A 14,849-nucleotide genomic window follows, 5' to 3' on the forward strand; every position below is an offset into this window, starting at 1 on the left:
TGAAAGCCTTGTTCGGCAAGCCAGAAGTCCGCTACGCAGCCGGCTAACCACGGCACCTTTGGGTTACTGGTCAATATGTGGGCCTGGAGGCGGCCTCCTCCGCCATCCGCCAGTACGAGCCGACCCTCATTCCCGGGCTCCTCCAGACCCCGGAGTACATGGCCTCGGTGTTCGAGACCAAACCCGGGCGTACCCCGCAGGAGGTGGCGCAGAAGGTCGCCTTACGGATGCAGCGGCAGAAGCTGTTGACCAGGCGTAGTCCTGCCGCCCCGCGTCTCGACGTCGTGGTCGACGAGGCCGTGGTCCGCCGACCCATCGATGACATCGAGGCTTGGCGGATGCAACTTGCTTACCTGGTCAACGCCTGCCAGGCTCCGAACATCGCGGTCCGGGTGCTGCCGCTGGGGATCGGACCGCACCGGGCATCCGTGGCCGGAGCCTTTGTGCTGCTCGATTTTCCGGCAGTCGGCACCCGGCCGGCGGAACCCAGCACGGTCTACAGCGAGTCGCTGACCGGTGGCCTCTACCTCGATCGTCCGGCCGAGGTTCAGACGTACTCTGAGGTTTGGCAGGCGCTTTGGGATCTTGCCCTGCCCGAGCGCGCGTCGGAGGATCTGGTGAGCACAGTGATCAAGGAGACCTACGATGAGTGATCTGACCGGTGCCCGCTGGCGCAAGAGCACACGTAGTGGCAATGAGGGCAACTGCGTGGAGGTTGCTGACAACCTTGCCGGTGTCGTGGCCGTCCGGGACAGCAAGGACGTCGAGGGGCCGGCGCTCACCTTCTCCCCGGCGGCCTGGGCCGCGTTCGTAGGCCGCGCCAAGGCGGCAGAGCACGCCGGCTTCTGATCGACTCGACTTCCTGGATGTCGGGGTGTCCAGCGCGCGGGACACCCCGATACCGACATCGGGGCGGCCGCACGCGGTCTGGTCGACCAGTCGGACCGATAACGCCGGAACGTCGACCGCCACGTACGACTACGACAGCGCCGGAAACATGACATCGCGGCCAGGACCGAATGGCCAGCAGAGCCTCAGCTGGACGGCGGACGGTGAGTTGGCCAGCGTGTCGGACGCGTCCGGCAGGACCGACTACGTGACGGACCCGGCCGGCGGACGCCTGGTGACCCGCGACACTAAGGGAACCACCCTCCACCTCGGAGCCACCGAGATCCGGTTCGACAAGGCGAGCACCGCAGTGACCGCCACCCGGTACTACTCGTTCCTCGGCGAGGTGGTGGCCCAACGCACCACGGGCGGTGGTATCACCTGGCTCGCGGGCGACCACCAGGGCACCGGCCAGATCGCGGTATCGGGTAACGCCACGCAGGCGGCCACCCGGCGACGGCAGACGCCGTTCGGCACGGAGCGAGGCCCGGCCACCACCTGGCCCAACCCTCGCGGCTTCGTCGGGGGCTATCAGGAGAGCACAGGACTGACGCAGGTGGGTCAGCGTGCCTACGACCCGAAGAAGCGCTACCAGTTCGCCGCAATCCAGCAGCAGGGCCGTCGGGATATGAATTCCGTCGGCCCTGCTGGTTTCTCGTACAAATCTGGGCACCGCTCCGGCGGGCTCGCTGGCGGCATCTCGTCAGGTTGGATCCCTGGACGCGTGATTCGGCACTTGTAGAACCACACCTATACTCACAAGCGGTAGTCCGAGCGGGACGCACGTGTACCAGGGTTGAGGCGAACTTCTTCCGTCGGTTCCTACGGTCGGCCCTCGGAGTTGTCGGCAGGCGGGTTTGGCCGCTCGACACTGGGGCTGTCGTCACCCTGGAAGCCCAACGCTTGTCGGGAATCGCGGTCCGCCTTACGCGCAGCACCGAGCGTCAAGTTGATTGCGACTCGTTGCATGATGTCATCTTCTCCATCCATGCTGAACGCCCGGTACAGCTGAATGCCGTCCCCGGGTCCGCCCCGGACCTCAATTCGCCCATCAACGTCGATGTAGCTGGACGCCGTGACGCAGTCTTGCTCGAAGAGGCCATTCGGTCCGGCTATTACTGGCTTGTCCACGATGGTAGTCAGATCATGAGGGGCAGCGAGGACTTGATTTAGACGCTCCTCCGCGCGCTGTATTCCTTCGGCGTCATTCGACTCAAATATCCACACCCAGATCTGCTCCGGGTGTGCGTTCCAGCAGATGAGATCGGGACCGGGATAATTGTCATCGACGTCACACGACACCAGTGCCTCTGGAAAATGTTGTCGTAGTTCCTCCACACGCACTGCGAGCCCGCCCGCATACGCCGCATGGATTGAGATGTCCCAATCGTCCATGGCTCCTCCTCGCTGAGTATCGTCGGATGATACGGCCGCTCCCGATGACGGCATGGTGCAGCCGGACCTGGCTGAGGTTGTCACGGCAGGTAACGGACGAGACGCGGACCACCCTCGGCGCGGACGGTGGAGCCGCCGAGATCACCTCGGTAGGGTAGGTGCCGGTCGGCTCCGACCACCTAGATCCACACCGCCGGGGGGCGCCACGCATGGCTGATTCGTTCGCGCATCTGCACGTGCACACCGAGTACTCGATGCTCGACGGAGCGGCCCGGTTGAAGGACCTGTTCGCCGAGGCCAACCGGCTGGGCATGCCGGCGGTGGCGATCACCGACCACGGCAACATGCACGGCGCGAACGACTTCTACAACCAGGCGATGGCGGCCGGGATCACCCCGATCCTGGGCGTCGAGGCGTACGTGGCGCCGGAGTCGCGCTATCACAAGGCGCGGGTCAAGTGGGGTCGGCCGGAGCAGAAGAGCGACGACATCTCGGGTAACGGCGCGATCACCCACAAGACCATGTGGGCGAAGAACGCGCAGGGCCTGAAGAACCTGTTCACCCTCAACTCCCGGGCGTCCATGGAGGGGCACTACGTCAAGTGGCCCCGGATGGACATGGAGCTGATCGCCGAGCACGCCGAGGGCATCATGGCCACGACGGGCTGCCCGTCCGGCGCGGTGCAGACCCGGCTGCGGCTGGGGCAGTTCGACGAGGCGCTCAAGGTCGCCGCGAGCTACCAGGACATCTTCGGCAAGGACAACTACTTCCTGGAGATCATGGATCACGGCCTCTCCATCGAGAGCCGGGTCCGCGAGGGGCTCACCGAGATCGCCCGCAAGCTGGACATCCCTCCGGTCGTCACCAACGACTCGCACTACACGCACGAGGCGCAGGCCACCGCGCACGACGTGCTGCTGTGCGTGCAGACCGGCAGCAACATCGACGACCCCAACCGGTTCCGCTTCGAGGGCGGCGGCTACTTCGTCAAGAGCGCCGACCAGATGCGCGCGGTCGACTCGTCCGAGCTGTGGCAGCAGGGCTGCCGCAACACCCTGCTGGTGGCCGAGAAGGTCGACCCGAAGGGCATGTTCGAGTTCCACAACCTGATGCCGCGCTTCCCGGTGCCCGAGGGCGAGACCGAGGAGTCGTGGTTCCGTAAGGAGACGTTCGCCGGCCTGGCCCGCCGCTACCCGAACGGCATCCCCGAGGGGCATGTCGTCCAGGCCGAGTACGAGTTGGGCGTCATCAACCAGATGGGCTTCCCGTCGTACTTCCTCGTGGTCGCCGACTTCATCCAGTGGGCGAAGAACCAGGGCATCGCGGTGGGTCCGGGCCGTGGCTCGGCCGCCGGCTCGCTCGTGGCGTACGCGCTGGGCATCACCGACCTGGACCCGATCCAGCACGGCCTGATCTTCGAGCGGTTCCTCAACCCCGAGCGTGTCTCGATGCCGGATGTCGACATCGACTTCGACGAGCGTCGGCGCGGTGAGGTGATCAAGTACGTCACCGACAAGTGGGGTGAGGACAAGGTCGCCCAGATCGCGACCTTCGGGACGATCAAGGCGAAGGCCGCGATCAAGGACTCGGCCCGGGTGCTGGGTTTCCCGTACGCGGTCGGCGACCGGATCACCAAGGCGATGCCGCCGGCCGTGATGGGCAAGGACATCCCGCTGACCGGCATCTTCGACCCGAAGCACCCCCGCTACGCCGAGGCGGGCGAGATTCGCGGCCTGTACGACTCCGACCCGGACGTGCGCAAGGTGATCGACACGGCCAAGGGCATCGAGGGGCTGATCCGCCAGACCGGTGTGCACGCCGCCGGCGTCATCATGTCGGCCGAGCCGATCATCGAGCACATCCCGTTGACGCGCCGCGACGCCGACGGCGCGATCATCACGCAGTTCGACTACCCGACCTGCGAGTCGCTCGGGCTGCTGAAGATGGACTTCCTCGGCCTGCGGAACCTGACGATCATCGACGACGCGGTCAAGAACATCGAGCTGAACCACGGCCTCAAGCTCGACCTGCTGGCGCTGCCGCTCGACGACAAGGCCGCGTACGAGCTGCTGGCCCGCGGTGACACGCTGGGCGTCTTCCAGCTCGACGGTGGGCCGATGCGGTCGCTGCTGCGGCTGATGAAGCCGGACAACTTCGAGGACATCTCGGCCGTCCTGGCGCTGTACCGGCCCGGCCCGATGGGCGTCGACTCGCACACCAACTACGCGCTGCGCAAGAACGGCCTCCAGGAGATCACCCCGATCCACCCGGAGCTGGAGGAGCCGCTGCGCGAGATCCTGGCGCCCACCCACGGCCTGATCGTCTACCAGGAGCAGGTGCAGCGCGCCGCGCAGATCCTCGCCGGCTACACCCTCGGTCAGGCGGACCTGCTGCGCCGGGCGATGGGTAAGAAGAAGAAGGAGATCCTCGACAAGGAGTTCATCCCCTTCCGGGACGGCTGCCGCGATCGCGGCTACTCCGACGAGGCGATCCAGGCCGTGTGGGACGTGCTGGTGCCGTTCGCCGGGTACGCCTTCAACAAGGCGCACTCCGCCGCGTACGGCCTGGTCTCCTACTGGACGGCGTACCTCAAGGCGCACTACCCGGCCGAGTACATGGGCGGACTGCTCACGTCCGTCGGTGACGACAAGGACAAGATGGCGCTCTACCTGTCCGAGTGCCGCCGGATGCGCATCCAGGTGCTGCCGCCGGACGTGAACACCTCGGCCGGGCCGTTCACCCCGGTCGGCAAGGACATCCGCTTCGGCCTGGCGGCGGTGCGCAACGTCGGCGCGAACGTGGTCGCCTCGATCATGCGATGCCGGGACGAGAAGGGCGAGTACGCCGACTTCTACGACTTCCTGTCCAAGGTGGACGCGGTGGTCTGCAACAAGAAGACGATCGAATCGCTGATCAAGGCGGGTGCGTTCGACTCCCTCGACCACCCGCGCAAGGGCCTGCTCGCGGTGCACGCGGACGCGATCGACGCGTACGCCGACGTCAAGCGCAAGGAGGCCGTCGGCCAGTACGACCTGTTCGGCGCCGGCTTCGGCGACGCGGACACCGGCAGCACGACGGTGATGCCGGTCATCGGTGACAGCGAGTGGGAGAAGCGCGACAAGCTGGCCTTCGAGCGCGAGATGCTCGGGTTGTACGTCTCCGACCACCCGCTGTTCGGTCTGGAACACATCCTGGGCGCGGCGGCCGACACCACGATCGCCTCCCTGGCCGAGGACGGCGCGGTGCCCGACGGGGCGGTCGTCACCCTCGCCGGCATCCTCTCCGGGGTGCAGCGGCGGGTCACCAAGCAGGGGCGGGCCTGGGCTTCGGCCACCCTGGAGGACCTGGCCGGTGGCGTGGAGGCGCTGTTCTTCCCCAACACCTACGAGGTGATCGGCCAGTACATCGCCGAGGACGCCATCGTGGTGGTCAAGGGCCGGGTGGACCGCCGCGACGACACGCCACGGATCATGGCGATGGACATGTCCATGCCGGACGTCAGCACCAGCGCCACGAACAAGCCGGTCACCCTCACCATCCCGGTGCACCGCTGCACGCCGCCGCTTGTGGAACGGCTCAAGGAAACCCTGGTCCTGCACCCGGGCGACACCGAGGTGCACGTCAAGCTCCTCAACGGTGGGCGTACCACCACCCTGCGGCTGGGCCCGTTCCGGGTGGCGGCGACCACCGCGCTGATGGGTGACCTGAAGAGCGTCCTCGGCCCGGCCAACGTGAGCTGAGCTGGCCGTGGGGGGGGGGGGCGGGCCCCGCCCCCCCCCCCCCCCCCGCCCCCCCCCCCACTTCGGCCCCCCCGCCCGCACACTGCCTGTGCGGGTGGCGGGGGCCCGGGCCTCAGGCGCGGCCCCCACCACGGGGCTGAGCCCCGGTCGAGGCGGGCTCAACCCCGGTCAGGGGCCGCGATCTCGCGTAGCTGGCCGTCGGCCAGCCGCAGCCACCGCTGCACGCCGATCTCGGCGAGGAACCGCTCGTCGTGGCTGACCACCGCAAAGGCCTGCGACGTATCGGTCGGTCAACGTGGCGATCGACTTGCTCGCGGAGACCGGGCCGGGCCTCGGGCGTCCATTGGTCGACACCCTCCAAGGCGATTCCGCTGGCCGAGATCGCGTACGAGGGCTGGCTTGCCTTCGAGAAGAAGCGGAGGGAGGGTTGATGAGCGACTTCCATGATTGGAACGACATCCGGGCCGAGCTGCACGACGGGGACGATGAAGCGCTCGACGCCGAACGTGCCCGTACCGAGGCGTGGATTAGCGCGTTCGACCTTGCCGAAGAGCGGAAGCGGCTGGGTCTGACCCAGCGGCAGGTGGCCGAGTTGACGGGTGTCACGCCCGGCCGAGTCAGCCAGATCGAGAACGGTGATCTGGAGGCCAATGAGGTCGCGACGCTGAGCCGATATGCACGAGCGCTCGGCGCCCGGATGCGGATCATCTTTGACTACGGCGACGACTTGCGTCAGATCGCCTGATCTGTCGATCACCGCGTTCGCCGGCCACGGCATCCGTTGGTCACGCGACCATCCACCCCGGGACGCATGACGTCAGGATGCAGTCACCGGGGGCGGTACTCGACCTCGGGGCGGCCGGGGGTGCCGTAGCGGGGGGTGCGGACGGCGCGGTCGATCGTCACCAGGTACTCCAGGTAGCGACGGGCGGTCACCCGGGAGGTCCCGGTCGCCGCGCTCACCTCGGTCGCCGACAACCCCGCCTCCGGGCCCGAGCCGGTGGCCAGCGCCGCGCGTACCCGGGTGAGGGTCTGCGCGTCGAGGCCCTTGGGCAGGCTGTGCCCGGCGGTGCCGCGCAGGGTGGCGAACATCCGGTCCACGTCGTGCTGGGCGGCCACCTCACCCTCGGTGAGCGCCTGGGCGCGGTAGTCCGCGTAGCGCTCCAGCTTGTCGCGGAACGCCGTGAACGTGAACGGCTTGAGCAGGTAGTGGGTCACCCCGAGGGAGACCGCGGTGCGCACCACCGCGAGGTCCCGCGCAGAGGTCACCGCGAGCACGTCGACGCTGCTGCCGGCAGCCCGCAGCGCCCGGCAGACGTCCAGGCCGTGCAGGTCGGGCAGCCGAAAATCCAAGAGTACGAGGTCCACGTCGCCGCCGTCGTTGGCGCGCAGGGCCGCCATCGCCGCCCGTGCGGTGTGTGCCACCCCGACCACCGCGAAACCGGGGACCCGCTCGGTGTACGCGGCGTGCGCCTCGGCCAGCAGCGGCTCGTCCTCGACGACGAGTACCCGGATGTCGGTCATGACCGTATGCTCGGCAGTCGGACGGTGAACAGGCTGCCGCCGTCGTCCGACCGGGTCACCTCGGCGCTGCCGCCGTGGCGGCGGACCACCTGCCCGATCAGCGCCAGACCGAGACCTCGCCCCGTGCTCTTGGTCGACCAGCCGCGCCGGAACGCGTCCGCCACCCGGTCCTCGGCCAGACCGGGTCCGCTGTCGGCGACCCGGACCACCAGCTCGTCGTCGACAGCGCCGACGAAGACCCGCACGGTACGCGGCGGGGGCGTACCGGCGACCGCCTCCAGGGCGTTGTCGACGAGGTTGCCGACGACGGTGAGCAGGTCGTTCGTCGGTAGTGGACTGTCGTCGAGGCGGCAGTCCGGCTCGACCACCAGGTCCACACCGCGCTCGCCGGCCTGTGCGGACTTGCCGAGCAGCAGCGCGGCGAGGGCCGGCTCGGTGACCGCGCCGACCACCCGGTCGGTCAGCTGCTGGGCGAGGGCCAGGTCGCGGGTGCCGAGCCGGACCGCCTCGTCGGCGCGGCCCAGCTCCACGAGCGTGAGCACGGTGTGCAGACGGTTGGCCGACTCGTGGGTCTGCGCCTGTAACGCCTCGGTCAGCGCGCGGACCGAGTCCAGCTCGCTGGCCAGGGCTCGCAGGTCGGTCTGGTCGCGCAGGGTCAGCACGGTGCCGAGCGCCGCCCCCTCGAAGCGGGCGGTCCGCTGGTTGGCCACCAGCACCCGATCGCCGGCCAGCATGGGTTCGTCGACGGCGTCGCGGCCGGAGCCGAGCAGCTCGGCCACCGCGGGTGGCAGGTCCACGCCAGCCACCGGCTGGTCGGTGACCGGCTCATCCGCGTCGAGACCCAGCAGCCGCCGACCCTCGTCGTTGATCAGTGCCACCCGCCGGTCGGTGGTCAGCACGACGAGACCCTCGCGCACGGAGTGCAGGACCGCGTCGTAGTACTCGTACATCCGGGTCATCTGCGTCGGCCCGAGGCCGTGGGTCTGGCGGCGCAGGCGGCGGCTGAGCAGCCACGAACCGGTCGCGGCGAGCGCGAGCGCCGGCGCCGCGACCCCGAGCAGCACGGGGAGCTGACGCAGCAGCCTGCGGTTGATCTCCCGGGTGGTGATGCCCACCGAGACCAGGCCGACGATGCGCTGCTGCTCGTCGTACACCGGGACGACCGCACGCACCGACTCGCCGAGCGTCCCGACGTTCGTGGTGGTGAACGGATGGCCCGCCAGGGCGGGCCCGATCTCGCCGACGAACGGCTCGCCGATCCGCTCCCGGGTGGGGTGGGAGAAGCGGGTGCGGTCGGGGGCCATCACGACCACGAAGTCGGTGCCCGTGGCGTGTCGGGTCGACTCGGCGTACGGCGCAAGGATGCTGGCCGGGTCGGCGGTCGTGAGGGCCGCGTGGACGTCGGGGGAGTTGGCCACGGTCTGCGCCACCGCGAGCACTTCCTCCTGCGCGGCCTGGCGGGAGTCGGTGCGGGCCAGCCAGACGGCGCCCGCCGCGCCGGCCAGCACGAGCAGCGTGACCACCACCGCCTGGAGGGCGAAGAGCTGGCCCGCGATGCTCCACTGCCGTCGGACCACCTCCAGCACCTCCTTGAGGTCTTCGCGGTGAACAGAATGACCGCAAGGCTGTCAACGGGTGAGACGCGCTTCACATTGTCGACATGGACACCACCGCATCCACCACCACGGCGGAGCCGTCGGCCCGCCGGGACCGTACCCGCTACCTGTACCTGGCCGTCATCGTGGCCGTGCTCGCCGGCATCGTGGTCGGCCTGGTCGCTCCCGATTTCGGCAAGGAACTCAAGCCGATCGGCACGGGCTTCGTCAACCTGATCAAGATGATGATCAGCCCGGTCATCTTCTGCACCATCGTGCTCGGCGTCGGTTCCGTCCGGCAGGCGGCGAAGGTGGGCAAGGTCGGCGGCCTGGCCCTCGGCTACTTCCTGACCATGTCGACGGTGGCGCTCGCCATCGGCCTGGTCGTCGGCAACCTCATCCACCCCGGCTCCGGCCTGGACCTGGGGCAGGACCTCGCGGGCGCCGGCAAGGCCGCGGCCGGAGACCAGGCCGGCGGTACGACGGAATTCCTCCTCGGGATCATCCCGACGACGCTGTTCTCCGCGCTCACCGAGGGGGAGGTGCTCCAGACGCTGCTGGTCGCGCTGCTCGTCGGCTTCGCCGTGCAGGCGATGGGCCGGCGCGGTGAGCCCGTGCTCGGCGTGATCGCCGTCATCCAGCGGGTCGTCTTCAAGGTCCTCGCCATGATCATGTGGCTGGCCCCGGTGGGCGCGTTCGGCGCGATGGCCGCCGTGGTCGGCGCGACAGGTGTGGACGCCCTCAAGAGCCTCGCCCAGATCATGCTCGGCTTCTAGGCCACCTGCCTGATCTTCGTGCTGGTCGTCCTGGGCGCGCTGCTCTGGTTCGTGGCCCGGATCTCGATCTTCTCGCTGCTGCGCTACCTGGGTCGGGAGTTCCTGCTGATCCTGTCGACGTCGTCGTCGGAGTCGGCGCTGCCCCGGCTGATCGCCAAGATGGAGCACTTCGGCGTGAGCAAGCCGGTCGTGGGCATCACGGTGCCGACCGGGTACTCGTTCAACCTCGATGGCACGGCCATCTAACTGACGATGGCGTCGCTGTTCATCGCCGACGCGCTGGGCAACCCGCTGTCGATCGGTGAGCAGATCTCGCTGCTGCTGTTCATGATTATCGCGTCGAAGGGCGCGGCGGGGGTCACCGGCGCCGGCATCGCGACGCTGGCCGGCGGCCTTCAGTCGCACCGGCCCGACCTCGTCGACGGCGTCGGCCTGATCGTCGGCATCGACCGGTTCATGTCGGAGGCGCGGGCGCTGACCAACTTCGCCGGCAACGCCGTGGCGACCGTGCTGGTGGGCACCTGGACCGGCGAGTTCGACCGGGACCGGGCGGCCGGGGTTCTGCGCGGCGACGACCCGTTCGACGAGGCCACCATGCTCGACGAGCAGGACGACGAGTCGGAGCGGCGTCGGTCCGACGACGAGCAGGTGACCATCCCGGCCTGACTCCGGGTCGGCGGCGTCATCGGGGTGTCCGCGTTCCAGGGAGCCCCGATATCGCCGTACTCGTGTCGATCACACGATTCCGTCGGAAGATGGCGAACCGTGTGCATTGACAGCCGGAGAATTCGTTTATACGTGTCGGTAACATCGCCCTTGGCGACAATAGTGGAATTGTTTCGAGGTGGATGTTTGGTCACGCGCCCGCGACATTTGTGACATACCTAACTGTTGCCTTCTCGATTGCGGTACGGATTGGGTGCGTAAACACCGCCCGGTATCTTCCCTGAGTGCCTGACGCCTCTCGACAGTTGATTGCCGACCGTTACCGGCTGGTCCGTCCACTCGGCCAGGGCGGGATGGGCCGCGTGTGGCTCGCCCGGGACGAGATGCTCCACCGGGACGTCGCCATCAAGGAGTTGATGGCATCGCCCGGTCTGTCGGACGGCGAGCGCCGGGAGATGCGGGAACGGTCCATGCGCGAGGCGCGGGCAGTCGCCCGGCTGGGCCACGTCAACGTGGTACGGGTCTTCGACGTGCTGCACTCGGGCGACGACCCGTGGATCGTCATGGAACTGGTCCCGTCCCGGTCCCTGCAGGAGGTACTCAAGGCCGAGGGGCCGATGCCGGCGTCTCGTGCCGCGAGGATCGGGTTGGGCGTGCTGGCCGCGTTGCGGGCCGCGCACCGGGCCGGCGTTCTGCATCGGGACGTCAAGCCGGCCAATGTGCTGCTCGCCCACGACGGCAGGGTGGTGTTGACCGACTTCGGCCTGGCAACCCTCCCCGGCGACCCGCGGATGACCCAGACCGGAATGGTGCTCGGCTCGCCGGCGTTCCTCGCCCCGGAGCGAGCCACCGACGGTACGGTGGGCCCAGCCGCGGACCTCTGGTCGCTCGGCGCCACCCTCTACGCGGCGGTCGAGGGTCGCACCCCCTACCAGCGGTCGTCGTCGATCGCCACACTGGCGGCGCTCGCGACCGAGCCGCCGCCGCCAGCCCAGCGGGCCGGTCAGCTGACCCCACTGCTCGAAGGGCTGCTGCGCCGGGAGCCGAACCAGCGGATCAGTGGCGAGGAGGCTGAGCGGCTGCTTCGCCAGGCCGCCAGCCTGGACGAGCCGGACGCTCCGGAGGGCGGCAACGTCGACGGCCCGGTCGCTGCGGGGGATGGCGACGACGACGGTTCGATGGCCGGGGCGGACGACACCCGTACGGTGCTCCGGCCGGAGATCGTGTCCGAGTTGGTCACTGCCGTGGTCAGCCCGCCCGCGCCGCGGGGTGCGGCCGACGTGCTCGTACCGACGGCGGGGCGTACGCGTCGGGCCTGGCTGATCGGCGCACTGGCCACCGGCCTGCTGTTGGTGGTGCTGGTGACCGCGACGGTGCTGAACGGTGGGCTGCGCGGCGACGTGAGCGACAAGTCCGCTGCGGCAGCGCCCGCGAACCCGTCGGCGAGCGGCTCGTCGGAGATCAGGGCGTTGCCGTCTGCGGGTTGGCACTACTACCGCGACGACCCCCGCTTTCTCGTACCGTTGCCGGACGGCTGGCAGCCGCGGCGTGACGGTGGGCGGGTCGAGTTCCGTGAGCCGGACGGCAGGCGGCTGCTCGTCGTCGACGAACTCCGGTCCATCCCCGCGGACCTTCTCGCCGAGCTGCGGACGCGGGAGGCGGCCGAACGCGAGCGGTACGCCGACTACCGGCAGGTGCGGCTCACTGCGCTGCGTTTTCAGGTGCGGGCCGCCGAGTGGGAGTGGACGTACACCGACGAGGACGGCACGCCGATGCGGGCGGTGAGTCGGGCGTTCGTCGGTCAGAACGGGCACGGGTACTCGATCCGCTGGACCACCTCGGCCGCCGAATGGGCCGCGAGCGCGGACGTCTATGCGCTGATCACGGACGGCTTCCAAGGCTTGCCGGTGGTGGGCGACCCCCGGTCCGGACCCACCGTGGGGCCGTCCTCGAAGGCGTCCGGGAAGCCCGCGCCGGAAAACGGCGGCCCCGGCGGAACGGTCCCGGGAGATCCGGCCCAGCAGTCGTCGGCCCCGTCGCAGGGCACCACTGGCGCCGGGAAGCAGATCGTCGGAGTCGCCAGCAATCGTTGCATCGAGATTCCGGGCGGCAACGCCACGGCCGGTGTCCGACTTCAGATCGGGGACTGTAGTCGGACGGCGAAGCAGCTGTGGACTTTCCCCGGTGACGGTACGGTCCGCTCGATGGGCAAGTGCCTGGACGTCGCCGGTCACTCCACCGCGGAGGGTGCCGCTGTTCAACTGGCCGACTGCTCCGGCGTCAGTTCGCAGCGGTTCAACCTGAACAAGGCCCACGACCTGGTCAACATCCAAGCGACCAAGTGCGTTGACGTGCTCGACGCGAGCACGGACAACGGTGCCCGGCTGCAGATCTGGCAGTGCAATGGCAAATCCAACCAGAAATGGCGGACCAGTTGAGCGCACACGCCGCCGGTCAGGGATTGGGTCTGCCCCGCCACCGGTGACGGGTTTCTGCTGACCAGCGTATCCGGAAGCGCCGTCCATTGTAGAGCGACAACTTTATTTTTAGTTTATTCCCAGCTGGGGCGCCCATTCTCGATCGCGATTGAAGGAAACTGTTGACAAGCGGCAATCCCGAATCGAATAATTCCCCTGCCTTGCTGCGGGCCGCACTTGACATCCCGCGGCGCTCGACTCCTGATACCCAGTCTTGCCGGAAGGGGAGGATCGGTAGATGACCAAATACCGCAGTTCACCACAGCTTTCGAGGCGGGGTGTTCTCGCGTCGGCCGGTGCCGGTGCGGCGGCGGCGCTGCTGGGCGCTGCTGGCCGGCCAGGGGCCGCCGAAGCCGCCTTGTCCGGCCGTGCCCGGACGCGGGTCGTGGTGATCGGCGGTGGGATCGCCGGGGTCGCCGCCGCCTGGCTGATGGATGGGCATTGCGATGTGACGCTACTGGAGGCGGCGTCCACGCTGGGCGGTCACAACGCCACCGTCCAGCTCGACGTCGACGGCCGTCAGGTGGCCGTCGATCTCGGCGCACAGTTCTTCGGGCCAGCCTCACACCCGATCTATCACAAACTCGTGACGTCGGTTCTGCAGTTGCCGACCGTACCGAACGCCTTGTACAACACCGTCGCGCAGTATGGGGTGCCCACCCCGGTCATGGTCTCACCCTCGGCCGGGCGTCCGATCACCGACGTGCTGCCTTACCTGCCCGGGCTGCAGGCCATCGGCGTGGTCATGGCCGGGGCAAAGGACCTGGAAACCCGCCAAGACTGGGATACCACCGTCGCGGAGTTCGTCGAGGCCCTGGCCATCGATGAAACCCTGAAACAGAACCTTGTCTATCCGTTTGTGGCGTCCGTGAATGGCGCGTCGATCTCCCAGGCCAAGGCTTTCTCGGCGCGCGCCGCGTTGGCGCTCGGGGTCCGGCCGCTTGTCGGCGACGGTGCCGAGCAACGGACGGAGTACGTCAACGCACGGGACGGTCTGCAAGCCGTCATCGCGGCCCTTGCCGGTGAGTTCACCACCGTGACCGCGCTGACCAACTCGGCTGCCGTGGGGCTCTGTCGGGACGGCGTGCGGTACCGGGTCGTCGATGCCGTGGGTCGGGTGCACGTCGCGGAACACGTGGTGCTGGCGCTGCCACCGGAGCCGGCGGCGAAGCTGGTCGCTCAGCTACCCGGTGCCGATCCGCTCGTTCGGGCCTACCGTCGCTTCGGGTACATGCCGGCGCGTATCGCCGTGCACCGGGACCCCGTCTACATGCCGGCCGCGTCCACGGACTGGTCGTCGTTCAACATCCTGCGAGACGGCGACTACGCAGAGGCGTCGATCGCCTACCAGCAACTGCGTGGCGACGTCACCCTCTACAAGAGTTGGGCGCTGAACCGCAGGCAGGAGCCGAAGCAACTGCTGGCGGAGACGACCTTCCGCCACCCCGTGATCACGCCGGACTTCATCCGGGCGCAGTCCGTGCTGCACGGCAGCAACGGCCGCGATGGGCTCTGGTTCGCTGGCAGTCACGTTCTCGACGTGGACAGCCAGGAGAGCGCCCTCGTCACCGCTATCCAAGTGGCCGCCAAGCTGTCTCCGCTCTCACCGAACCGCCGCCGGCTGGGCACGTTGCCGCCGTCACCGGTGATCCCCTGACCATCCGCCGAACCTCGCGTCCTGGTCGGGCAGTGTGACCATGAGGGGCCGCGGCGCGTGCGCGTCGGCGGCCCCTCAACGCGACAACCCACTGCGAAATCCACTCCGATCGCCAGGAGTCGCCTGCCGTC

9 protein-coding genes and 2 pseudogenes are annotated in these 14,849 nt (G+C 68.6%); 8 read left to right on the top strand and 3 right to left on the bottom strand.

Features of this window, described 5'->3' with window-relative positions:
- Positions 1–74: 74 nt before the first annotated feature.
- The 3 genes and pseudogenes from ACLQ24_RS11460 to ACLQ24_RS11470 all read left to right on the top strand — a co-directional run.
- A pseudogene (locus tag ACLQ24_RS11460) lies at positions 75–653 on the top strand (DUF5753 domain-containing protein); the annotation flags it as partial.
- A complete protein-coding gene (locus tag ACLQ24_RS11465; protein ID WP_425891047.1) occupies positions 646–849 on the top strand; it encodes a DUF397 domain-containing protein in 204 nt (67 codons plus the stop codon). The pseudogene ACLQ24_RS11460 and the gene ACLQ24_RS11465, both read left to right, overlap by 8 nt.
- A 148-nt stretch (positions 850–997) precedes the next feature.
- Complete coding sequence (locus ACLQ24_RS11470) at positions 998–1,630, top strand: hypothetical protein (RefSeq protein WP_425891049.1); 633 nt, start codon at positions 998–1,000, stop codon at positions 1,628–1,630.
- A gap of 80 nt (positions 1,631–1,710) precedes the next feature.
- On the opposite strand, the gene ACLQ24_RS11475 is transcribed toward ACLQ24_RS11470, so the two are convergent.
- A complete protein-coding gene (locus tag ACLQ24_RS11475; RefSeq protein ID WP_425891051.1) occupies positions 1,711–2,283 on the bottom strand; it encodes a hypothetical protein in 573 nt (190 codons plus the stop codon).
- Between the two features lie 209 nt (positions 2,284–2,492).
- Between ACLQ24_RS11475 and dnaE the strand changes: the two genes are divergently transcribed.
- Together dnaE and ACLQ24_RS11485 are read left to right on the top strand one after the other, a co-directional pair.
- Positions 2,493–6,023 (top strand): DNA polymerase III subunit alpha, encoded by a 3,531-nt coding sequence (gene dnaE / locus ACLQ24_RS11480; RefSeq protein ID WP_425891053.1) that lies wholly within the window; start codon positions 2,493–2,495, stop codon positions 6,021–6,023.
- A gap of 430 nt (positions 6,024–6,453) precedes the next feature.
- On the top strand, positions 6,454–6,768 hold the full coding sequence (locus tag ACLQ24_RS11485; protein ID WP_425891055.1) for a helix-turn-helix domain-containing protein: 315 nt from the start codon (positions 6,454–6,456) through the stop codon (positions 6,766–6,768).
- Between the two features lie 83 nt (positions 6,769–6,851).
- Here ACLQ24_RS11485 and ACLQ24_RS11490 read toward each other — a convergent pair whose 3' ends face one another.
- Both ACLQ24_RS11490 and ACLQ24_RS11495 read right to left on the bottom strand, forming a co-directional pair.
- Positions 6,852–7,547 (bottom strand): response regulator, encoded by a 696-nt coding sequence (locus ACLQ24_RS11490; RefSeq protein ID WP_425891056.1) that lies wholly within the window; start codon positions 7,545–7,547, stop codon positions 6,852–6,854.
- On the bottom strand, positions 7,544–9,133 hold the full coding sequence (locus ACLQ24_RS11495; RefSeq protein ID WP_425891057.1) for an ATP-binding protein: 1,590 nt from the start codon (positions 9,131–9,133) through the stop codon (positions 7,544–7,546). Before ACLQ24_RS11495 ends, ACLQ24_RS11490 begins: the two co-directional genes overlap by 4 nt.
- A 74-nt stretch (positions 9,134–9,207) precedes the next feature.
- On the opposite strand from ACLQ24_RS11495, the pseudogene ACLQ24_RS11500 reads away from it, so the two are divergent.
- From ACLQ24_RS11500 to ACLQ24_RS11510, 3 genes and pseudogenes are all read left to right on the top strand, one after another.
- A pseudogene (locus ACLQ24_RS11500) lies at positions 9,208–10,584 on the top strand (cation:dicarboxylate symporter family transporter).
- A 284-nt stretch (positions 10,585–10,868) separates the two neighbouring features.
- Positions 10,869–13,022, top strand: a complete 2,154-nt coding sequence (locus ACLQ24_RS11505) for a protein kinase domain-containing protein (RefSeq protein WP_425891058.1) — start codon at positions 10,869–10,871, stop codon at positions 13,020–13,022.
- Positions 13,023–13,299: 277 nt separating this feature from the next.
- A complete protein-coding gene (locus ACLQ24_RS11510) occupies positions 13,300–14,718 on the top strand; it encodes an FAD-dependent oxidoreductase (RefSeq protein ID WP_425891059.1) in 1,419 nt (472 codons plus the stop codon).
- The last annotated feature ends 131 nt before the right edge of the window (positions 14,719–14,849 follow it).

This window comes from Micromonospora sp. DT4 (genome assembly GCF_049841675.1).
Classification (GTDB): domain Bacteria; phylum Actinomycetota; class Actinomycetes; order Mycobacteriales; family Micromonosporaceae; genus Micromonospora.